At 54.1% G+C, this 23,336-nt stretch carries 13 protein-coding genes and 1 pseudogene; 6 read left to right on the forward strand and 8 right to left on the reverse strand.

Features of this window, described 5'->3' with window-relative positions:
• Positions 1-136: 136 nt before the first annotated feature.
• Positions 137-571, forward strand: a complete 435-nt coding sequence (locus KO538_RS15375) for a lecithin retinol acyltransferase family protein (protein ID WP_219328829.1) — start codon at positions 137-139, stop codon at positions 569-571.
• A 573-nt stretch (positions 572-1,144) separates the two neighbouring features.
• Complete coding sequence (locus tag KO538_RS15380) at positions 1,145-2,230, forward strand: hypothetical protein (protein ID WP_219328830.1); 1,086 nt, start codon at positions 1,145-1,147, stop codon at positions 2,228-2,230.
• Between the two features lie 356 nt (positions 2,231-2,586).
• On the opposite strand, the gene KO538_RS15385 is transcribed toward KO538_RS15380, so the two are convergent.
• Positions 2,587-4,257: a hypothetical protein gene (locus KO538_RS15385; protein ID WP_219328831.1), complete on the reverse strand. Its 1,671-nt coding sequence runs from the start codon at positions 4,255-4,257 to the stop codon at positions 2,587-2,589.
• Positions 4,258-4,469: 212 nt separating this feature from the next.
• On the opposite strand from KO538_RS15385, the gene KO538_RS15390 reads away from it, so the two are divergent.
• The 3 genes from KO538_RS15390 (at position 4,470) to KO538_RS15400 (ending at position 9,117) form a co-directional block, all read left to right on the forward strand.
• Positions 4,470-5,606, forward strand: a complete 1,137-nt coding sequence (locus KO538_RS15390) for a hypothetical protein (RefSeq protein WP_219328832.1) — start codon at positions 4,470-4,472, stop codon at positions 5,604-5,606.
• Positions 5,607-5,687: 81 nt separating this feature from the next.
• Positions 5,688-7,919: a Mov34/MPN/PAD-1 family protein gene (locus tag KO538_RS15395; RefSeq protein WP_219328833.1), complete on the forward strand. Its 2,232-nt coding sequence runs from the start codon at positions 5,688-5,690 to the stop codon at positions 7,917-7,919.
• On the forward strand, positions 7,912-9,117 hold the full coding sequence (locus KO538_RS15400; RefSeq protein WP_219328834.1) for a patatin-like phospholipase family protein: 1,206 nt from the start codon (positions 7,912-7,914) through the stop codon (positions 9,115-9,117). Before KO538_RS15395 ends, KO538_RS15400 begins: the two co-directional genes overlap by 8 nt.
• 109 nt (positions 9,118-9,226) lie before the next feature.
• Here KO538_RS15400 and KO538_RS15405 read toward each other — a convergent pair whose 3' ends face one another.
• The 6 genes and pseudogenes from KO538_RS15405 to KO538_RS15425 form a co-directional block, all read right to left on the reverse strand.
• The gene (locus tag KO538_RS15405) at positions 9,227-10,324 is read right to left on the reverse strand and encodes a hypothetical protein (protein ID WP_092715432.1); all 1,098 of its coding nucleotides are present in this window, start codon (positions 10,322-10,324) and stop codon (positions 9,227-9,229) included.
• On the reverse strand, positions 10,324-16,506 hold the full coding sequence (locus KO538_RS15410) for an ATP-binding protein (RefSeq protein WP_219328835.1): 6,183 nt from the start codon (positions 16,504-16,506) through the stop codon (positions 10,324-10,326). The genes KO538_RS15405 and KO538_RS15410 overlap by 1 nt, the downstream gene beginning before the upstream one ends.
• 310 nt (positions 16,507-16,816) lie before the next feature.
• Positions 16,817-17,050 (reverse strand): annotated as a pseudogene (locus tag KO538_RS29410) (RNA-guided endonuclease TnpB family protein); the annotation flags it as partial.
• A gap of 17 nt (positions 17,051-17,067) precedes the next feature.
• On the reverse strand, positions 17,068-18,309 hold the full coding sequence (locus KO538_RS15415; protein WP_219328836.1) for an RNA-guided endonuclease TnpB family protein: 1,242 nt from the start codon (positions 18,307-18,309) through the stop codon (positions 17,068-17,070).
• A gap of 122 nt (positions 18,310-18,431) precedes the next feature.
• Positions 18,432-19,430, reverse strand: a complete 999-nt coding sequence (locus KO538_RS15420) for a S49 family peptidase (protein WP_219328837.1) — start codon at positions 19,428-19,430, stop codon at positions 18,432-18,434.
• 30 nt (positions 19,431-19,460) lie between these two features.
• The gene (locus KO538_RS15425; protein WP_219328838.1) at positions 19,461-20,030 is read right to left on the reverse strand and encodes a hypothetical protein; all 570 of its coding nucleotides are present in this window, start codon (positions 20,028-20,030) and stop codon (positions 19,461-19,463) included.
• Between the two features lie 73 nt (positions 20,031-20,103).
• Between KO538_RS15425 and KO538_RS15430 the strand changes: the two genes are divergently transcribed.
• On the forward strand, positions 20,104-20,433 hold the full coding sequence (locus KO538_RS15430; protein ID WP_219328839.1) for a hypothetical protein: 330 nt from the start codon (positions 20,104-20,106) through the stop codon (positions 20,431-20,433).
• A 2-nt stretch (positions 20,434-20,435) separates the two neighbouring features.
• On the opposite strand, the gene KO538_RS15435 is transcribed toward KO538_RS15430, so the two are convergent.
• Positions 20,436-23,312 carry a conjugal transfer protein TraG N-terminal domain-containing protein gene (locus KO538_RS15435; RefSeq protein WP_219328840.1) on the reverse strand — a complete coding sequence of 959 codons (2,877 nt, stop codon included), beginning with the start codon at positions 23,310-23,312 and terminating at the stop codon, positions 20,436-20,438.
• Positions 23,313-23,336: the final 24 nt, after the last annotated feature.

Genomic DNA, 23,336 nt, shown 5'->3' on the forward strand with positions numbered 1-23,336 from the left:
CTATGAATTAAGCCTTTCGAAATGCGGATAGATTATCTATTAAATGGGTTTTTACATGAATGACCTGCACCGTATCAGATTAGCTAAACTCATTTTTTCAATTAGTTGTAATTTACACTAAACCACAGTCCGAAATATGCACCTTGATAAAATTGATGTAACAGGATGCCGCCTCATCGCTGCTATTACAAAAGAACTAGGAATGGATGGACCAAAACATCATGCACTGGTGCTGGGAAAAGGTGCTTTTGATAATGAAATTTACCTAGCGGAACTGATGAATACAGGATATCAAATTGCGACCTTCAAAGATTTTAAAAAACGATACGCGGCGAATGGAGATATACGCCTCGAATTCAATAATGGACCGAACAGCAATGAGGAAGTCGTGCTACGCGCCATTGCGGAGCTGAAGCAAGGCGGGGCAGCCTACGATATAGTGCTTAACAACTGCGAAAGCTACGTAAATCGTGCAATGCACGGTGAGTCCAGCAGCTCGCAAGTAATTAACACTGCTTTGGGTGTCGCTGCGTTGATCGGAATGGTTTTTGTTTTAAAAAATCTAAAGTGAAAGCATTCTCAGGTCCATTTATTCCCTTACTGTCGCAGGTGATGTAAGCGGTGAATCGCCACCAATAGCTAAGCCTCTGCTGATCCATTGTTCTTGAAAGATGAAGAGCCGATGATCGTGTTCGGGTCTGGGGTCTTGCCAGGCCCCGGTGTGCAATCTCGTAGCTGGCTGCTCCAACGACGAGATCTGGGCAGATATGTCTCTCCCCTACCCTCCAGAGACTCCTGGCACGCTCAAGCAGAAGGTCGACTTCCCTAGCCATAACTGCCGGCGAAGGATGGCTTAACTGACCGAAATAACAGCAGAGCGCCTGCTTCTGAGCGCTGTAAGGGCATAGTTGCTTGCGTCGAACTCATACACATGATCCGCAATTGCCAGTTCGCAATGGATCGCATAGTGACCATGCCGGTTGCCGACCAATTTTACACAATGGCCGAACAGATCCGTCCAGTTTGAGGGCAATTGTGCCACTCCAATTTCGCACTCTGATCGACAACGAGACAGAACCCTGAAGAGTCTCTAGCTAACTCGTGGCGATTCAGTATGTAGTGCATATCAGCAAAGGGAACACTAATGCAAGCGATCCATACCCTCAACGCTCGTGGCCATCTGATGCTAGGGACTATCCGGGACTACCTCAACGTCGGAGCAACGGACATGCGGAGGGAAATTCTTCACATGCACCAGAACACCGTCAAAATTCTCGCGTCAAAGGGCATTGACTATACATCACTCCGATCCGCGCTGGTACCGAAGGCTAACAAGCACGAAGCTGCCTTCGTCTTCGACTCTACAGAAATTGACTCTGGGGCCTACGGTCCGGAAGTTCTATCCCATCTCCTTCCGCTTCTGGATATGCGCGTCACGCAGAGCGTACTTTGCGGGGACATTCTCTGCAAAGACCAGGAACTGGCATTCGAAGTGTTGCAAGAGTCAATGGTTCTATCTCGCTCTTTTGAATTCACTCATTCCACTCTCCTGTATGCCGTCTACATCAACAACTTATCAGATTCCGCCTTATCCCAGCTTCACACGAAACTCGAAGGGTATCCAGCATACTTGGGATATATTCCAACTTCCACTGGAAGCCGTGCGAAAACTGTCCTCTCTTTCAGCATGGTCAACCTGTTTCTAAAGCACCGCAATACGATTATCATCGGCCATGAGGATGACCGCCCCAACAGCGAAAACATTAACATTACAATGTATCCGTTAGAGAAATTCGGGTACAAGATAGTAAGTCTGCAGTCGAACTACTTCGGCATCTACCTCTCCTATAAAATCGAAAGGCCAGTGCTTTCTAGCTTCAAAGAGGATTCAGAAATGGCGATAAATGCGATTTCCGACAATGTTATGCAACTCCGTGATTTCACCGTTGTTCTTGACGAGGCTAAGCTCGGCTACCTAAAAAATGAAAAGCAAGGAAAGCTCGACTCAGCTGGGCTAGCAAACGCCGACAGAAATGAGATAGCAGCGTTAATCCAGTCAAAGATCAATTTCAGCTATATCTATAACCTCGAACATCTTCAAGAGCACGGGGTAATGAAGTTCAATCTCATGATTGAGTTAAAAAGACCGGGTAGTCCACCCGCTCGACGATTAGTTGGTCTGGAATATAAGCCGGCTGAAAAAGAACTCCGCGTACTAACGTTTTTCTGAGTTTTATTGATTCTGACTCTATGTAACATTGGGGGCCATGACATCTGGGGGAATTGATGGTTAGCACAAGCGAACGATTCCAGCGGCACAGGCTCCGTGGCCTCCCCTCGCCATAACGGACGGAGAAGGATGGCACATCCGGCCGAGTCTGCAGATGAGCGCCTGCTCTTGCGCGCGATAGCGGCACAGTTGGCTACGATAGACTAGCCCGTCATTAGCTTCGTGCGCTCGGCCAGATCGGGGACTTTGCGCGCCGGCGGTGGAGTTGCCGTCACGGCGGCTGGATATGGCACCTGACGGCATCACGCCAAAACAGAAGCTTGTCTTGGCCGCTTAACCTCCACTTTTAGAACGCTCTAAAAATGTGGTGGGGGGGGATTACCCCTTAACGGTATCGTAAATTTCCAATGTTTGCGCTCGTAAGATAGACCAGTGATTAATTGCCGCAGCCCAAGATTTTTGGCCTGTGCCCCCAAAGCCTCATCCAGCATGCGACGCACGTGGTCTGATGATGGCGTCGTGTCGGCGAGAAGCTCCAAACCACTGACATGACGCAATTCCGCCGCTAAAGTCATATTCAGTCCCACGCTCACAGGCTCATGCTGGACCCAGCCTAACGGCGTTTCAAGAGTGGCGCAAAATAATTCGAGGCTACAAGTACGCACGTCTCCATGCAGTTGATAGCTGAAAAATTGGGAGTCGAAGTAGATATGGCGCGGATCGATGGACAAGCGCGCATATTGATTGTCCAGTATCTGCACGAGTCTCAAATTACTCGTTTCCAGTTTCGCTCGAAGACTCTGTACGGCAGACATATCGTCGATTCGGACCCAGCCAAGCGGAAGCAATAACTTACTTCCTAGGCCGGCAGTAAATGGCAGCGATTTCGCATGCCAGGCCAGCGCCCACAACCACCCATGCTCCGTTTCTGTCAATTGCGCTGCATAGACTTTCAAGGGCTTGCCGCTACGACCGCTCGTCAGATTACCGTCAAGCGTAAGTGGGATATCCACCCCAACGTGGGGAGTGGAAAATAGATAAGGTTCATCGATCGCGAGCGGCAAAGCTGCCATTGCTTCCATTCCGGTACCAAAATGTTCAACTAACGCCGTAACAAAAGCGCGCTGCCCATCGAGATTACGCTCTACACCTAATTCGTCCGCAGTAAACCAAGCGAACAATTCTGGATAAAGCTGTAGCCTCTCAAAAAGTTTAACGACGCCGAGGGTATTTAGTCGCAGCGGGAAAAGACGAATTCGATATTCGGTATACGCGTGATGATTCCTAGCGCCTTCAACTCGGCAATAAGGCGGGACGTCGAGAGCTTCGCCGCACGTGTAATGATCTTGCTCCGACAGGCCCAGCTCTTCATGCAACTCACGAAACAGTGAGCGCTGAAGATATTGCATTGGCCAGTGAGTGGTCCCATAGGCGAAATCGTATTCCGCTTGCTGCGGCCGCGCTGCCAACGGGACATCGCTCAACTTGAAGCGACCACCCGGCAAGCCAAAGTATCCTTGCGCATCGGCACGTTTTTTATCTTCCCGTGCGTACAACAGAAACTTATCACCCACGCGAAGCACACCCCATGCGACATAGACGAAACGGATTGGTCTGGATTCCTGTGTTGGGTGATAGCGCAAGCGGCCAGTTTCAAGCCGGCGTAATAAGGCGCGTTGCTCATCAATATCGCTGTCACTGGCCTGCGTCCCCCAATAGCCAGGATCGACAATAGTATGCAGGTCAGTTGCCATAGTCTCAAGCAGGGAACGCGCTACTAACCATGCAGCGTAGGACTGGAATCGCCAAGTCCCTCTGGCAGCACTATCAAGATCAAGCATGGCAAGGGCACAGAACAACCGCTCGACAGTGGCTAAGGTGGCCTCTATCTCCCCCTGCGTAGCAATATCACCCAATCGGGCAGCCAAAGTGTTTCGATCCAAGTCCTGTCTTACATCATCTTCGGCCAACATCGGTGGCAATAAGTAGCCTATGCGCTTGAATAAGTTTCCGAGGTAAGCAGCCATGCCAACATTGCTCTAAATCAATAAAGCTCCGATATTACTCCTATAACAAATTTTTCGAAAGAACTACAGTTGCCTTCATCAGCTTCTACGGTTTGGAGACCAACCTGAAAGCAGACGCTGTGATTTTTTCAACAAAAATGCAACGAGTAATTTCTAAAACTACTGAGGACGAAGAGTCCATCTGTGAATGTTTACTGAAGGAAACAAATAACATGGCTCATAAAATTGTGTTCTACCCTGTCGGCAATGGCGATACTTGCCAGATCATTTTGGAGAACGGCAAACGCATTCTGATGGACTATCGCCATCGCAAAAAAACCGAAACGGGCGAAGGCCCAGAAATCAACCTCAAAGCCCACCTCAAAAAGGAGCTCAAAGACGCGGGACGTAATTCGTTCGACGTGGTGGCGTTCACCCACGGCGATTCCGACCATATCGAGAACAGCACTGAGTTTTTCGAGTTGACGCACGCCGCCAAATACCAGGGTGACGGAAGGGTTAAGATCGATACACTGTGGGTACCCGCTGCCTTGGTGCTTGAGAACGCGACCAACGATCAACAATCCGCGGAGTTCATCATCTGGCGGCAAGAGGCGCGCTACCGCCTGAAGCAAGGCACGGGCATCCGCGTCTTTTCGAAACCCGAGAAGCTGAAGGGCTGGCTGGAGGATAATGGGCTGACGCTCGAATCGCGGCGTCATCTCATAACCGATGCTGGCAAGATCGCACCGGACCTCTCCTTGGACGCAGACGGCGTTGAATTCTTCTGCCACTCACCCTTCATCAAGCACGTGGACGAGGGAGATGACCTCCGTAACGCGGCCTCGCTCATCTTCAATGTCCGCTTCCGTCAGGGCGAGAGCCACTACGATTTCCTGGCAGTTGGCGATTCGGAGTGGTGCGTGCTGGAGGACATTGTCAAGACCACGAAGGCCCATGGCAACATGGACAGACTCGCATGGGACCTGTACAACATCCCCCATCACTGCAGCTATCTGGCACTCAGCGATGTGAAGGGCACGTATGAGACGATACCGAAACCGTACGTCGAAGATATCCTGTTGGCTGGGAAAGAAGGGAGCTACATCGTCAGTTCCAGCTGCCCTATCCTCGACACCAAAGAGGGCCGGGAGCAAATCCAGCCACCTCACATTCAGGCCAAGAAGTGCTATCAGCGCTATCTGGACAAGACGAATGGTGCCAAATTCCTTGTAACGATGGAGGAACCGAACGCTACCCGTCCACAGCCGCTGGAGTTCAAGGTCGAGGCGCAGGGGCTGTCGCTCGTGGGTGCTGCTGCGTCGGCTGCAGGCATCATCATCTCCAAACCGGCGCCGAGGGCTGGCTAAATGATCCGCTCATACCATGCACTCGGCCAAGTGCTATCGGGCCTGGCACCGGAGCAGCTGACACATGCCCAAAGCAGGCAGATGCTGGCCGCCTGCCATAGGCATCCGGCCTTCTCGGTCGTCGAATTGAGGAAAATCTCGAATCCATCCGACGTCAGCAAACCGGCTATCGACGGGATTGTAGTCGATTGCTGCGACGGCACGGTGCCTTCGAGGAACCTGATCGGCATCCACAATAAGGAGCGCCTGTTGCTGTTGCACGGGCCTGGCCTCTTGACGCCTCATGAGGTCAGGGCGCTACGCACCGGATTTCCGGCTACCGCGCACCAGAACAGCATTTTTAACGGCGAACCTACCTCACTGTGCCTCTATTTTGAGCCTTGGAGCGCGGTGGAGCGTACTTGGACCCCGGAAAAGCATCTACAACGTATCCTGTGGTGGCTGCGCGAGACCTCTGTCGGCACCCTCCATCGCACAGACCAACCACTGGAGCGCCTGTACTTTGTCTCCCCGTATCAAATTGTGCTTCCGGCCGACTTCAACGAGCGAGTGGCCCGGCGTACGGAGGTGCTTCACCTCGCGTGCGCGCGATCACGTGACAAGGGCACCATGTTACGCGGGGCGTTCGGCCCGCGGCCCGAGAAACACGCTGCCCGCGATGACTTCGGCATGGATATCTTGGTCGTCGCCGTTCCGCCGGCCCTCTCAACGCGGATCGAACGCTATCCGGCCGATTTATGTGCACTGCACGATCAACTGGTCGCGCGTGGCTCGACGCTTCTCGCCCCCCTACAGGAAGCCGCGAAGCAAGCGATGTCAGGTTCTGGCATGCCGATGCACGACCCGGCCGCTCAGCATACGTTGCTGCTGTTACAGATTCCCGTCACGCGAGCTGGCAGCCAAACGCCGGAGAGAGTCGACGTCTCCGGATTCGTCATACGCGGGGCCCCTCTCAGCCGACTCGGCCTTGATACCGGTGCGTTTTTCGACGGCCGGGACGGGAAAGCATACGTATCCAATACCCTTTCACTCTCACGGGATACTACCGCAGACGAGTCCCCAAAAGCATGGCGCAGTCTGCCAATTGAACCGATCGACGTCAAGGTCGCCTTCAGTGCCGCGGATGTGCACAGAGCATCTGGCGTGGACAATGCCGCCGGAGACTTCCGGGGTATTCTCGCAGGAGTAGGTGCGCTAGGTAGCAGCATGGCTGAAATCTGGAGCCGCGAAGCGTGGGGCCGCTGGACCTACGTCGACGATGATATCCTGCTACCACATAATCTTGTCCGCCACATCGGTAAGGATCTGCACATCGGCTGGGCGAAGGTTGATGTTGTCGCACAGATGGGAGAACTGAACTGGCCATCCAGCGTAAAACCCGAGGCGGTCTACGCCAATGCCACGGACAATGAGAACCCGGACGTACAACGCGCAGTTTGCGAAGCCCACCTGTTTGTCGATGCGACGACCACTCTCGAAGTGCCGCGCGACCTGTCCGATCGCGACGATATGCCACGAATGGTATCTACCTTCATAACCCCGTCAGGACGGAGTGGCGTATTACTATTCGAGGACGAAGCACGATCAGCGCGCCTGGCATGTCTGGAAGCACAATATTACCGCGGCTTGCTCAATTCCGACTGGGGTGCTACCCATTTGGCTGGTCATCAGGGCAGTTACTGGGTTGGTGCTGGCTGTCGAGATCTGTCCGGCGTGCTCGCCCATGAACTCGTCCAATTGCACGGAGCAACTCTAGCCAGACAGGTCCGACTACTGGCGACTCAGCCTGACTCGCAGATCCGGGTATGGACCGTAGACGAGGAAAGCGGCGCCGTTTCCGTCAATGTGGTTACAGTGGCCCCATCTGTGGAACGCAAAGTCGGCAAATGGCGGGTGGTGTGGGACGAGGAACTGGCGAGGAAAGTTCGCCACCTGCGCGACCAGTCACTGCCGAGCGAAACGGGTGGCGTGCTCCTTGGTTACGTGGACCAGAAGCGCAACGCAATCCACCTCGTCGACGTTCTACCGGCACCAATAGACAGCGACGCCAACAGAACCGGCTTCACCCGCGGGGCAACAGGACTACCCGAGGCCATTGCAGAGGCGGCCGGTCGAACCGCCAACATCGTAGGCTACCTCGGAGAGTGGCATTCGCACCCACAGCACGCATCGGCAACGCCAAGCGCCGCCGACCAGACGTTGCTCGCCTACCTCGCGGACACACTGTCATTAGACGGAGTACCCGCACTGATGCTTATCGTCGCAGACCGTGACATATCAATTACGATCAAGGAGGGTTGCACACATGACTGAAATGGCTGCAGAGCAGCGAGCTTTCAGCGTGGCGCTGTCGGGAGGCGGTGTGCGGGCGGCGGCGTTTCACTCCGGCGTGATGCGTTACTTGGCCGAGCAGGGACGACTGGGGGACGTCGTGCACATCTCGTCCGTATCTGGAGGGAGCCTGTTTGTCGGCATGGTTTTCTACCTGAGCGACTATTCTTGGCCCAGCTCGGAAGCATACATCTCTAAGGTACTCCCTCGCTTCCGGCAAATTCTAACCACAAAATCCCTGCAACGGTCGGCCCTGCGCCGCCTGATCATCAACCCGCTCAACTGGCGCTTCCTCCTATCACGGGCAAATGTCCTCGCGCAGGCGATCGAAGCGACTTGGGGCGTGAGTGGAGGCCTCGCTACGATCGACAATGCACCGTCCTGGTCTATCAACTGTACGACCGCCGAAACAGGACGCCGATTCAGGTTCAAGCGCATGACGATGGGTGATTATGAGCTTGGCTACGCCAGTGTCGAAAATTTTAGCCTAGCCAAGGCCATGGCCATTTCAGCCGCGTTCCCGGGGGGCATTGGACCGCTTTCGGTGAAAACCAAAGATTTCCAATGGAGGAAGCGTCCCGGTGAATGGGGGCAAGGGCAGGAAAGTGCGGTACCGTTCGCACCGCCTTTCAAACGGCTGCATCTGTATGACGGCGGATTGTACGACAACCTCGGCATCGAACCGCTATTTGACATTGGCAGCCAGACAATCAAGCAGGACGAGACGTTGGACCGGCAGGCAAAGTTCCTACTCGTGTCCGATGCCGGCGCAGCGCTAGGACGAAAGTCGATCCTGCACCCGCTAAATCCATTTCGTTTTGAGCGTATCGTCGACATTGCTCTGGACCAAACTAGGTCGCTGCGTGTTCGTGCACTAATGAACGTTCTCCAGCGGGAGCCCAAATCTGGTGCCTACCTGGGTATCGGGGCTTCAGCCGGTAGAAGCATCCATCGATGCGCCACAGGCCGCGAATCGATTGCGGCACGGCTACAGGCCTACAGCTGGCTATCGGAGGCTGAAGCAAGGTTGGCAGCAGCGTACCGTACGACACTGTGCCGCCTGACGGAGCCAAGCTTCGACCTTATCGCCCGGCATGGCTACGAAACGGCCAAATGGAATCTGGAGCTGTTGGCGGGCTGGCCGACCCAGGCAACGGAACTGAGCGCCATCGCTGCCTGAATGAGATAGATGCTGGCGGCGAAAGCTAAGCTGGTTCAGCACACAGCTGTTCGTCGTGTAGCGTGAGGCTTAATTGTACGGCACTCTCTGCTCGGATTTCATGGGCAAATCACTGATAAAGTCTAGGATCCAAAGCGTCCCCGTCGCTCAGCAAGCCGAGGTGTGCGAGAATATTCCGGCAACGTGCGAGCCATTCGGCCCGATCCTTTGGTTCGCCACGGATGCCACGGGTCTGCGCCACATAAGCTAAGGAGCCAATCTCAAGTTCTTCGAGCGATCGAACTTGGCGTTTGCTATCAATCCACAACGGGCAGGACACATGTCGCTCGAGGCTCCGGACCAGCTCTCTTCGCCGAATTTCGATTAACGGCAGCAATTCGGCAGCCTGCGCAGTCCACATTCGCCGCTGCAGCTCTTTCTCACCATCATTACCGTCGAGCAAAGTAAATGGATGTAGCATATCAACACCGTCGAAGTGATCTAAACCACCATTTTCCCAATTGCTTCCCAGCGTGCTATCGCCGCGGCCAAGAGCACAGCGCGCGGCTTGCAGTATAACTTCGATATCAAACACATCCCGTTCAGGCTGATTTATTAGATAGTCAGCGAGATCAATATCCCACAGCGCTAGCGCAGCAATTTGGCGCACGATGAGTTTGTGATGGCGGGCACGCTTGCGGATGCACCGCAGTCGCTGATCAACGTAAGTCAGCGTGTCCAGTTCACCGAATACTCCGCTCCAAATACAGGTAGTCAATGCCGCCCCCTCAGCCTGAAGACACTTTTGAGGCACACCTCGAACAAAAACCAACAAGACTGGACGCTCGTCAGAGGCCCGCTGACGACTCGCAACTTCGAAGTCGCGCAGAAACGTCCGCCAAGCGTCCCAACTTAACGCTGTCACACCCTCAATTACTATCAGTTGGCCAGCTCTCAACTGGCTACAGAGTTTCTCGGCATTCCAACCAACCCACTGCTCCGGCTCAAGGTAAAGTGTATCTGTAAGCCACCTGAGCGGATCCTCAGGTGAGTCGATCGTCACCCTTTCGGGCGACCAATGTGCATGCCTCAGCTGTTCAACGAACGCTTCCTCCAAATTCGGCTGAGCAAAGGTCGGCGTAGCGACCACAACGCTGATGCCGTCGCGCATTTGCTGCATGACACCATCGATAAAACCGGCGGGGCCTGGCAAGGTATACCACTTCATCAGGCGGCATCCCCAAACATGCGCTTAGCGAACGAATCCAGGGCCCAGGTCGCCCCTTGCTGGCGGACCACCAGCCCCAGTGGCTCAGCCCATCGAAGCGCGCGCTTGACGACATCACTCTTCAGGCCCCCATACTCGACAATGTCGTTCTCGCTGACGCCATCACCCAAACCTTGCAACGTCGTCAGCACAGCCTCGGCCTCTTCAATCCCGCCAGTTAGCCGGAGTCGATTGTTGAGCCGCCATTCGTAATCAGTCAGAAGCTTAGTCATTCGCTCCAAGTTATTTACAAAATCGAGTGTCTTCACGCGCGCTGCAGACTCGAGCAAACCGCCCCAGAAACCCGTCAGGGCCTCAAGACGATCAACGTTATCGGTCGGCAACTGTAGTTCCTCGAGCCATTTTCGAACGAATCCACGAGCCCATGGGAGCACCGACAACCACGGCTCGAACCACTCATCCTGTTCTCCGATAGTGGCTGCAAGAGCCCACAAACGATGAGGATCGGCGACGAACACCACCGAAACGAAACTAGTGGGCGACGTCAGCGCCTTTACTTTTGCCTGTGCCGCTTCCACCCATTCCGTATTCCATGGCACGGACGGTGGCACCAGCATCACAGTAATACCATCGGTGACACGTCTCTTAATTTCCTTGCCGAGCTCTTGTGCGAAGCTCTTCTGGTCTGCGGCCCCATCCAGCTGTATGAAAAGCCTGCTGTCTGCCATTCCAGGCTGGTCTAGCAAGCCTGGTAACAGGTTATCGATGCCTGACGCCTCACTGGCAGCCACGAGCGAAACCGAGCTACGCATCTGGACAACTTCGTCAAGCTGACGATAGGTCAGCGGATTGCGCGCAGGATTATCGACGCGCCCGCCGAGCGTTGGACGGAAAATCGTGGACTTGAATTCGATCCGCGGCTCACGTTCTGCCTGTAAGGTGTTCTCTATCTCCTGCTTACTTCCCAACAATAGCAATACGTTCGGATTACGCAGACTGAAGCACTCGGCTGTCTTAGCTTGGCTCAGCACCCCGAGTTGGACCATCTCCTCCAGCAGGGCCAGGAAATCCCGTTCGGAAGTCGTTGCAAACCCTTCGGGCCACCAGGAATTCGCGCAATCCTGCCAGATTGATCGCCAGTCAATACCCTTCACATGATCATAGCCGCGGGTGAGTGCCTCCAGGCCAATGGCATAGGCAATCACCTCATAGCGCGCATCCAGTTGGAGGGTAAGCCGGAATTTGGAGCGGATGGCCTCGCGCAGCGGACGTCCGGAGAAGACCGATTCAATGTCCGTTTCTTGAATCTTAAAACGTGGGCCAGCAACATCGCGGCGTTTCAGCTTTGTTTCGCGCAGATGCCTAAGCAATTGAGTGCAATACAACTGGATCAGGCTCGGGTAATAATTAGTCTGGGCAAGCACACGCATGACGAGGCTCCGGTCATCAAACTCAAAGCCCGCAGCTTCGATCGGCCGAGTGATGAGTTCCTCCGCTGCCCGAATCTCGCGCTCATCCATTAAGGGACCGATCCGAACGGCCTCATTAAGGTGCCCCAGCGGTTGGTTCGAGGTACTTGCCGTCCTCAGAACATTATGCAGTCCGGCGAAAACGACCTTGAACCGTCGATCCGTCTCATCCATGAGCTGCTTCAATCGCCGGGTTTCAGCGTAAGTGCCTCCACAACGGGCATCCTGTTCAAAGAAATGGTCAGCCTCGTCGAGGAGCAGCAAGATCCGTCGCGCCGGTGCCATAGCCAAGAACCTCTTGATCGACGCGAGGAATGCATCAATGGAAGTCGGCTTAGCCGGATTGACGGGAGGCATATCCAAACCGGTGATGTTCAGCTCACGGAGCTTATCGTACACAGAGAGCCACATGTCGATCGCGGGGCGGCGTTCACCAATCCCTTGCGCGAGTAGGTCGATCCACACCGCATAATGGTCGGCCGATGGATTGTGGAAGGTTTTTTCGGCCCGCCGAAGCAAAGCGGTTTTACCCAGTTGCCGGCCGCCATAAATGAAATAGCAGCCCCCTTGGGCCTTGACCGCTTCAAGTTCAGCAACCCGCCCATAGAACATTTCCGGTGGAACAAAGCCGGCACTGGCGTCGTAGGGCTCGCTATAAGTAAAAGGTAAGGCGACGTCAAACCAAGTCGCGAGGCGCGATCCGCGCTGGGCAAGCAAGAACAGCAGGATCGACTCGTCGAGCAAAAGGAAGGAGCGCTGGCGATCCTTGGAGATGCGTGCGAGTTCGGGCCAGAATCGTGCCGGACTACGCGAAAGCACCAGCACAATAGTAGCGGTCTGTTGGCTGGTCTCTCCGATTCGCTGAAGCAAGTCCTCCGGCGTCAACCGATCAGTCAGGACGACCACGCGATATCGCCCCTGCGCGCGGGAGCCAAAATGGGGCACCGGGCACACTTCGCGGTCCACGATAGGCGTCACCTGGAGTGACCATGCTCCCCGCACCTGGTCGACCAATGGAGCCGTGAACCCCAGCGCATCAAGTATCTTGCGCAGGTTGTCACGCGACATACTTCGCTTGGCAACAGACAATGCCCATGCCCGGTAGACACTCTCAGCTTCCACTCGCGCCGGCTCATCCCCCTCCAGGTAGAAGGAAAGCGGCCCAACGGCACCGCCAGTGCGGATCAGTTTATCCACTTCCGATGCCTCCAGTCGCGCGAGCTGACTCAGCAATTCAGCCTGCTGCACCGGGAAAAACCTCCGGAACGAGTCTCTGCGCGAGTCGCGCTCGGGCCAAGGCTCCATATCTTGCCTTACCCGCTGCATCAACTCATTGAACGTATGGATATCCGAACGTGCTAGCGGTGCTGCTACCTGCCTAGCCACTTCTTCAGAGAGACTAGACTTTTCACGTTCAAACTCATCACAGGCATCCTGGATTCGATGAGCTTTTTGCTGTTCGATCTTGCTGGCTACAGCCTCGACTCGCGCCATGGCCTGATCGAAGCGATCAATATCGCGCTGGCTCAGTTCCACAGCGCTAAGTTCACCCTCGCACGCTGCGCGTTCGCCGTCGCTCAAGTAACCGTAAGCGAGACCGACTTCCGATGCGCGACGAGCTTCTTGGATTTTGCGCTGAAGGTCTCTCGCCCACGCGTCCCTGTACTTATCAATCGACTGCTTGCGGACACTGGCGTCTTCCTCGCCGGACAACTCTTTTAGCAATAACAACGCGCCGGCAAAATCTCCGGCTTCGACGTGGGCATCAAATGCTTCCGCCGCATTGCTAGGCGAAGCGATCCAAGCTTCCAAGGAATGTAACAGCTGCACGCCGTCAGCTTCGATACCCCACTCGTGCGAGACGAACATACCTGGCACAAGCAAAAGATCGCGCGTAAGCAGTTCCTTGGCTTGGATCTCTGCTGATGGCCCAGTGTCGCTTTGCCTAAACATGTTCACAATGGCCTGAATTTCGGTGCGCAACACACGGCTGGCCGCGTCGACTTGACCCCACTGATCGCCATCCCAGCTTTCATTCAGTTCTGCACACGCTTGCTCGGCATGGGCATCAAAAGCTCCCTGTAGCTGGCGGACTAGGCCGCGCAACCGCCCTCCGGCATCTGAAAGCATGCTTTCCGCGCCCAGCCATTCCTTTGCTAACGTTACCGCCTCGCAGGTAAGAACCCACAAGTGCTCCAATGCACCCGCTTCAATGTCTTGGCCTCGGCGGCCCAACTGACGTCTATCGGTGTCTGTTACACGTTCCTGGAAAGCGTTGTAGTTCGCAAACTCCTCGATCGCTATCCGAATAGCATTGCGCTCTTCCGTGGCGCCACGCATCACCGGCGAAATCAGTTTGTGGATGGGTTCCCCAGGCTTCAACCAATGCAGCCAGACCTTGGATGCAGGCGCGTAACGAATCTTCTTATTTGGGGCACGTTCGAGTAGCCAATCTTCGGCATCTTTCTGAAGCATCGCCAGTTGCGCTTTTTGCGACGCGTCATCTGCCGCCGAACGAAGTACGGTGGGGCCAATCGCGAAACCTGTCAACGGCTCGCTCACTTCACCCACCAAGCGCACCAATCTCAGCAGCGCCGAGTAACGGCCATTCAGATGGCGGTAGCTGGCAATCACGGATGCTCCCATTGCCGGGGCTAAGATCATCGGCCTGAGGGTCGCAGCGATTAGAAGCAGATTAAGCGCGGTGTGCCAATTCGATGGCGCGTCTCCCGGCTCGAACCATGCCTGGTCGATTTCACCGAAGGCCTCGCCAATCGACATTGCTAATGGTCCGTCACCTGCGATAAGTCCAGGCGCCAGCGCCACGGAGCGCAGCAACGCTGGCGGTGCAACGCGGAGGTTCGGTGATGTGACATGCAGTGCATTGGCAAACTGATACGCAAGCGAAGGCATTCCCATTTTCAACAAGGACCAGATGGGGCGGCACTGCTCTCCGGCTGTGTTATTGAAATACATGTCGGACGCAGCCCCTCCGGCTTCGTCAATCCGTGCCAACTCGGCTGTTGAGACGACCGCATCAACTACCTCCACGATCTCAGTCTGCCGCTCTGGTCCTTTGTCGGTATGCTCTGTATCCGTCGGCAATTTGTCGCGCCCGCAGCCGTCAATTTGCGCTGAAGTGTTCGCTAGTGGCACGTCTGGCGATTCATACTCCCCGGGCCTTGTTTCCGCTGTATGATCGGCCTCATCGTGCCGACCAGCATTCGCCGAGTCTTCGACGCTTTGAATTAATTCCTCGGCATCGGCGGCGTCTTGAACGTCACTTAAATGTGAATTCGGTAGTGCTATACCACCGCTTAACCGCGATGCCATCTCAGCGGCATAGTCGAGGTTTGGATCATAAGCCTCGCCGCGCGGCGAAGCCGACGCCAATACAAACAGCATCGCGTCAGGGTATTTGCGTTCCGCTCCGAGGAGTTCTTCCTTCGCCTGCAACTGCCGATTGGTCAAGTCGAACTTTCGGATAGCCGAAGCTGGCCGAGCCAATTCCGCGTCAATTGCCGCAAGGGCCTGTTTCGCGCTATCAACGCCCGCTTGGGCCAATCGCATTTCATTGATCGCAATGACAACCCGCTCCATGGCTAATTCCGCATCGTCGGCCAGCAGTAGGACTGCATCGTCCTCCTGCACCTCGGTCAGTGCCATATGCCAGCGGGCGATGATACTACTTAGGTCCTCTCTGGTTAGCCAAGGCAATTCGCCGCAGCTAGATGCCTCCTCTAATCGACCACACAATACGTCCAGCCGACGCTCAAGCATGCTGCTTGGAGGCTCCTGGTCCGGCACAGCATCCAACAATCTGGCTGCATCGCTGCCTAGCCCGATTAGCCTACCAAGCAGCATGCGCGACGGTGCAAGCTGCCACTCCCCGTGCAGCTGGGCTAGCTCCTCTCCGATCGTTGCCCACATAGATGATATGTCCAGGGGCAACTCGTCCACGGCACAATCTGCACCCGCTTCGTCGTCCAGCATCTTGGATTGGTGCGCGTCCGCCGCAGCCGGCGAATCTGCACGCAATCTGGACTCGCTCCTCAAATGGCCAAGTTCGTGCGTCAAGTCAGGACAAATCGACACCGATTCATCAATGAACCAGTGCGTCCATCCAATCGACGATAGGGAGAATATTGCGTGGCTGGCTCTAGTCCGTTGATCTGCGTCTAGCTCCGGCCAGCGCTGCAAATCTAGCTTCAAGCGTGGCCATAGCATGAACACACCGAGCGGCATCTGTTCCTTTTCCTGACGTGCCCAGAATCGCTCAAGCGCTTCGCGTATGCGATTCCACTCAGCACAGGATTCCAAGAGAACATCGTTTTCGAAAGAGGAATCCCGCCACTCTGGATCGTAAGCATCCAACAATTGAACGTCGATAGCACGCGCGTACAATTTCGGCCCGACACTTTCCCGGCGCATGATCTTTTTCACACTTAACCAAAAGCTAGTCCAGCGCCGATCAGCGCTAAGGAATACGGTCAAGATATTTCTGTCTGTTTTCGAGACGGACGCGGCAATGCCCTGATCAGCCAATGAAGAAACTTTTGGTTCAGACTGTATTTCGCGCTTGCGGTCACGATTCAGCCCTGCCTTGCGTTGCATGAGGGTGATAACAGTGACCGTGCCGCCCTCAACTTCAAGCAGTGACTTTGGAAGCCCTATTACCGACGAGTGTATGTACAGACCTTTGTCAACTTGCATTTAACTTTGAGCCAATAAATTGTTGAAATAGGCCTAGCCATACTCGCGTGCGAATACCCAGCAAACCCAGTGTTGTGTCAGATAGTTCCTACAAAGAATATCATTTTGCTCGGGTGAAAAATACACAGATTCTCACAAAACTAAAAGTTATATAAGCATGCCGAGGGCGTGGTTGATAAATTCCATGCGAATTACCACGAATTCACTAGACACTCACAAATCGCTTGAAATGAGGCTTTTGTAGGATCGCGAGCAGATTGTTGTTGAAGCGGTGACGTACGCGCCGTTCCCGTCCCGTCGCCCCCTAAGCCGGACACGTCTGGCCGGTGTGGTACGGTGGCACGGCCAGTAACGTGCCACCGTCCCATTCCACCATGTAGGAGAGTTGCCGCCTGAATTCGTCCCAGCCCTGATCAAGGATCGCACGGTTCAGCCCCGAATTCTGGCGCACCTTCTTGCCTGGCTGTGAAACCGATCCCTTCGGCGATTTGGACATATTCCGTACCTGCAAATCCTCAATGCAAACAAGCGCGTGATGTTGGCTATTGACATCCTCCCCGCCTAAAGGACGGGGATTTCTACGGCGCGGCGCGATGAGTTGCGAAGCGCTTCGATGGGTTCCTGCTTCTTCGAGCGGCCTGACTGCGCCATCTCTCCACAGGCTAACAAGCGTTGCCCCCGCTCTAAAACATTTGCGGCTCCAACTACATCGGCGTGATTTGCGTAGCCGCAATTGACGCATAGGAATTTCGCCTGGGTCTGCCGATTGTCTTTTGATACGTGCCGGCAAGTCGGGCACGTCTGGCTAGTGTGGTGCGGCGGCACGGCAAGCAGCATGCCGCCACTCCATTGCATCTTGTAGTTCAGCTGCCGTCTAAACTCGCCCCATCCCTGGTCGAGAATGGCGCGGTTTAGCGTGGCTTTCTGACGCACCCTCTTGCCTGGCTGTGCAACCGACCCCTTTGACGATTTGGACATATTCCGTACCTGCAAATCCTCAATGCAGACGAGCGCGTGATTTCGGCAAATTGTCGTGGTAGTTTTTTGCAGGAAGTCTCTCCGGGCATTGGCGATGCGGGTGTGAATTTTCTGGACGCGCGTTTTCGCCTTTTTCCAGTTGGAACTAAATTTGACCTTTCGACTCATGCGGCGCTGGTAGCGTGCCAGGCGCTGCTGGTGTTTCTTGAAGCTGTTGAGCGGCGCGATGAAGCTGCCGTCGCTCAGGGTGGCAAAGCGGGCGATGCCAACGTCGATGCCGATCGCCATCGCCGCCGTGGGCACGGGACATTCGACCTCGCGGCGGGCCATGATCGATACGAACCACCTGCCGCACGAGCGGCTGACGGTAACATAACGCAACTCGCCGAGAACCTCGCGGCTGTTGCGGTAACGCAGCCACCCCATCTTGGATAGACAGATGCGATCATTTTCCTGATCGAGCTTAAACTCCTTTGGATCTGGATAACGAAAGGAATCCCTGCTACCTTTGCGCTTGAATCTGGGGAAGTTGGCCCGTTTCTCGAAGAAATTCTTATATGCTCTATCCAGGTCTTTCAAAGCTTGTTGCAATACATGGCATGGCGCGGCTTTCAGCCACGGCGTTTGCGTACCATTGCGCCACCTGGTCAAGTGCTTCGCCATGGCCACGTAGCCGATGAACTTGTTGCCGGCTGCGTGATTTTCTTTTTGCAGAGCCAAGGCTTTGTTGTAGATGAACCGGCAAGAACCGGCGAAGCGGCGCATGGCGCGCTCCTGTTCGCCGGTTGGTCTCAACTCGAACCTGTAGGCTTGATATCTTTCCATGATTCTTCAAGCTTACTCGTGTGAAGGCAGTATCGGCCACAAGAAAGCTAGCCAATTTGCGCCGTATTTTTGCTTGACATGGATTGCATACCGTACTGAATTGCACCTCCGCTCTCACTCCTCTACCTGAGCTGAAACCTCTGCCTCGCGATGATGTCGTCGAGCGAAGAAATGAGCGAGGTTGAGATCAGGGCCCCCATTTGGCCAAATCCGCCAGGGTGTGGTCCAAAGTTGAATGCAGTCCCCTCCTTTTGAGCATCCACGAAGTCATCCACCGTGCCGATGGCATCGATCAGGCCGATTTCCTTTGCCTCTAACCCGCTCCAGATTTCCCCGCTGGCGTAGTTGACGTCGTGCCTCAGGGCGCGGCCGCGCCGTTCCTCTAGTTCGCGCAAAAATGTTCGCCCTACCCGGTCCACCAAATCCTGCGCCTTGGCTTGCGCGTCCTGGCTAGGTGGTGTGAACGGATTCAAGAATGCCTTCAGGTGACCGGATGCATATACCTGCTGCGAGATCTCCAGGCGGTCCAGCGCACGCGACAGTTGCCATGGCGCGATGATGGCGCCGATCGATCCCACCAGACTGTATTTCCCGGCGATGATCTTGTCGGCGTGCAAGGCAATCATGTAGGCAGCCGATGCGCCGACGTTGCTGATCGCCGCCACTACCGGTTTCGGGTGTTTTTTCCTGAAAGAGTGAATCGCGCTTCCGATACGCTCGGCCTCGACGGGAGCGCCGCCGGGACTGTCTATCGCCAGAACTATCTGCGTAACGTTGCTGGACTCAAACGCCCGCTTCAGGGCCGGCACGATCTTGTCTGCGGACGCGAGTGAGGTTGCAGCGATCTCGCCTTCGATGTGCACTATGCCTATGACCGGGCCGAAGGGACCTATTTTAAACTGCAACATTTGCATGAAAAAGTACAGGCCGAACAGGAGTGGAATGAGAACGAGCAACGACTTCAGCGTCAAGGTGAGGCGGCGCGCAAATTTTCGATCCCGTTCAAGCGCCAGGCGTTCTTCCCTGAATCCCGCGCGTTGTTCGCGCATCTCGGCCAACATAAGTAGTGCGAGATTGCCGGCCTGCAGTTCAGCTTGACTCTTATCGTCTTTATTTTCCATGGCGTTTCCTTGGGGGCTAGGCGCGATAAGTTAGCGACAACTGCCCCCCCAACCCAGTACGACAGTTTCCCAGGTCATCTTGTCACCACACGTTTTTTTTTCTTCTTCTCTCCGGTTGGGCTGTGCACTGTGCATAGGCGCGCCTTCCTCGATCATGGCCTCCGTCGGTTTTGTTTTTTCCATTTCGGCTAATGCGGCGGTGGCTTCTTTGAGCTTTGAGATTGGGCAGCGCATAACAAAAGCCTGAGGATATTCTTGCGTGCTCGCTGCTTCTCGCGTGACATTGGAAACACTACATAACTGAGCAGTAACTACCCGAAAATATTGATCGTCGAAAGCGATGCCATCCTCAGAATGGAGCAGCAAGACCTGGCCATTCTTACAATGACTTGTTATAAACCGAAGAGCTAGCCGAGCGTAAATAACGTTCTCGTCTCGCGTGCGTGCTTCGACGAAAGTTCGTTGGGACAATCTATACGTCGTCATCGTCGACAAATCGCAGACTGAGTCGTCTGTGGGCTTTTGTGCGAGTGCAACCGCTTGCACCGATGAAACCGTAAATGCGAAAATTAGAGTAATAGTCATATGCAATAATTTCATAATGGGAATCCCCCTCCCTTGATAATTTCTTTGTTTTTGCTAATATATATAAACACATATTTTCGAGGTCATCGTGAAAGAAATGAAACAAATGTTTCTTTGTGGAATTGCCGGTGCAATAATCGGAGTTTTGTTGAGCTTTGGCGAAAATTTAGTGTTAATTGCTGTGGTTGCAGTTATGGGATTTGTTACGCTCTTATTTTTATATTGGATAATTTTTTTGATTGCATTTATTCATGAAAAAATCCCCAAAGAGGATCACTTTAATTCGTCGCATTTAGTCATTGATGCGAATGAATATGAATATAGTGGAACTAAATACTTTAGCAATCCAGCCTATCGATTGGACGAAAATGGAGATCCTGCCTTAGACCCCCAATGCCTCATGCGAGAACCGCAATAAAATTATCGCTTCTTAAAAATTTCTTTCATTTTTTTAAAACCTTTGACTCCAACTTCTTTTATTCCTCCTATAACGATGTCTGGATCCTCGGTAACTTGTTTATTCGCCTTGCCGAACAACGATTTGTTCGATGACACGTTGCCAGACGACGTCTCGACAATTCCACTGTCGTTTCTAAATTTTTGTTGCGCTTTATTTTTTTCCGCCTCGGCTTTTTCGTCTATTTTTTCTACATCTGACTGAACTTGCGTAGGCGTTTTTTCAATTCTAGCTCGCTCTGCTGCCATCCAATCTTGTCCTTCTACCGGTAGAGTCGGTCCATCGTGGTTTTCAGTACTGTTTGCAGAATTATTTGGATTTTTCGAATGGCTCCGTGATTTGTTAGCCTGATGCTGCTTGTCGATGTCTGGATGCAGTGATGGATTTTCTTTCATGTTCCGATACGCCTCTCTTACTGATTCAAATGAGTTTGGAAGTTTGCTGTTCGTGGTTGGCAATATGGGTGTGTTTGCAATACTCCCAAGATACGAATCGATAATGATTTTGGCGGAGGCACTATTCTGGTTGTGTGACAAAAGTGACTCAAATAGTTGGATATTTTTCGGATCCTTTGCCAGATCAAGATTAAAAGATTCACCACGTGAATGCGCTGCCGATATAGTAGTCGCATAGTTTATTTGTTCACGCAACGTCGCATCTGCACGCGCCGAAGTCGCAACCGTCTGTGTGATTCGGGATGCATTTTCGGTGGCTGTCCGTTGATCAGAAGTAACGGAGTTCAATAGACTGGTATTCTTTCCAAGTGTCTCTGCCCAATCCTTAAACTTGGAAACTTCGTCGTTACTGAGATAATTTTTGATCTCCGTTTCTTTTTTGTCTATGGAAGCGGAGTACTGTTTTCCGCCACGGCCTGTTATTGCAAATCTGCTGCCAGGAATTACACCGACCTGCGGTGTACCAATGTTGAGATCCGCTGCTACCCCAAAAGCTACGTGTGCAACCTGTTGCTCGCTGGCCCCCACGGCTTTCCCAATTACGTTGGCAATTTGCTTTAGTTCTTGCGCACGCGCGCCAAATTCTTCAATACTGTTCCTTGTGACACCTTTAGACCGATTCGTTGTAACGCTAGTTCCGTCGACATGCAGCAGGGCATTCGAGAAGGCGGCAGCTTTGTCCCTTGTTGCTGCGACAGCTTTCGACTCGGCTGCGGATACTTGTTGAGTGGCAGCTGCGACATGATTTTCCGTGACCTTCCCCTCCACTGTTCTGGATACTGGTCCTTCATTGGCCAACGCCTTAACCGCAGTCAGACCAGACAATGCGTTGGATGTGTAGCTATTTCCTGAAAGATCGTTTTGCCGATTCCTGAAGAACGGTGAAGAGCGGACAGGCGCCAAGGTCATCTGATCCATGGCCACATTTCCCATGGATACGTTGCCCGTTGCCGCCGAATTGGTGGCAGTGGTCACATTTCCTTGCAGCAGGCGCGTGCCATCGATGAGCGCGGTGCCAAAGTTTTCCATGCGCTTGAGAGCGGCCCAGGCAATGAAAGGAATACTCAGCGTCATGTAACCGACCACTGCTTCGCCGGAAATCGCTGTGGAAAAAATGTCTGATGACGTTGTCAGCGACAGGGCGTTGACGCCGTTGCCAACATTAGCGGCTGCGGCCAGGTCGCGCATTGCATACATGGTCGCAGCGTAGTTGAGGATGGCATACAACGGCGGCCAAAGCTGGATCCAAATCAGCACAGACGCATAGTTCTTGAAGCCGGCCACGGTATCTTTGCCGTTAGCCAGCATAAGGAGCAGGATCATCAGCGGGAACATGGCGTATGCCACCACTTCGACCACGTTGCGGATTACAGGCAGTGCCTGTTCGGCTACTTTTCCAGCGTTGATCCATGCCGCATTGGTCTGTGCCACCGCCTGCGCGCGGCCGATAGCCAGCATCATGGTGGCCGGATCGTTGACCTTTTGGCTCGCCAGAAGGCTGGTGTCGTTCACCGCATTGATGAGTGCGTTTTGGCGGATGATATCGGCTGCTGTGGCCGAGGCGTCCGCGATCCTTGCTTTGATATAAGCCTGCTGAACCTGGTCTGCGATCAGCGCCGCTGCGACCGGTCCGGGTAGCGTCGGATTCATTCGGAATGCCAGTGTGCCCTGGATACGCTGTACTTCGGCAGGCATCTTTGCCGATAGCTTGGTATATGCTTGCGGACAGGGAAGCAACTCCGCCGTGCCGGCCGCATTCGTGACGCCGGTAAACCTGGCAGGATTGGGATCACCCATGAGCGCCCAAACGTCACCAGAGGTCGCAAATGCTTCCGGTGACAGGTAGCCCGAGGCCAGATCGTACATCGTGCACTGGTGCAGAAAATTAATCAAATCGTTCCTGAAGTACGGACTTTGGAACACGACCTTGGACGTTTCGCGCACCAGCCGGCTGCCGAACATGAGTCCATTGTTCTGATAGCTCAGCTTATCCGGCATGCCGGCCGGCCCCGGGATCACCTGCATGGCCGCCTCTTCGAGTTCTGTCAGGCTGTTGCCGACCGTACTGGTCAGCGAAGCGAGCACCGCCAGGCCGAACGGTACGTTGTTAACGAAGACTTCGGCCGAACCTCCTGTCTTGTCGACAATGCCGACGGTCACCTTCGGCACCACGAGTACTGAAAATACCAGGACTACCGAGGCGAGCCACTTCCAGCCCACCATCTTTTCCGGAGCGAAAGCATAGCCAACAAGGGCAGACACGAAGCCACACACGACGGTGATGCCAAGCGCATTGCGGTAGGTATTGGCGCCGACCATGGCAGCAACCGCGTTCATGAGTCCGTACAAACTATCCGAGTTTTGATAAGCAAAAATTTCCCACATAATATTTCTCCTCGTTTTCCGGTC

It is taken from the genome of Janthinobacterium sp. NKUCC08_JDC (assembly GCF_019345575.1).
Taxonomy (GTDB): domain Bacteria; phylum Pseudomonadota; class Gammaproteobacteria; order Burkholderiales; family Burkholderiaceae_D; genus Janthinobacterium; species Janthinobacterium aestuarii.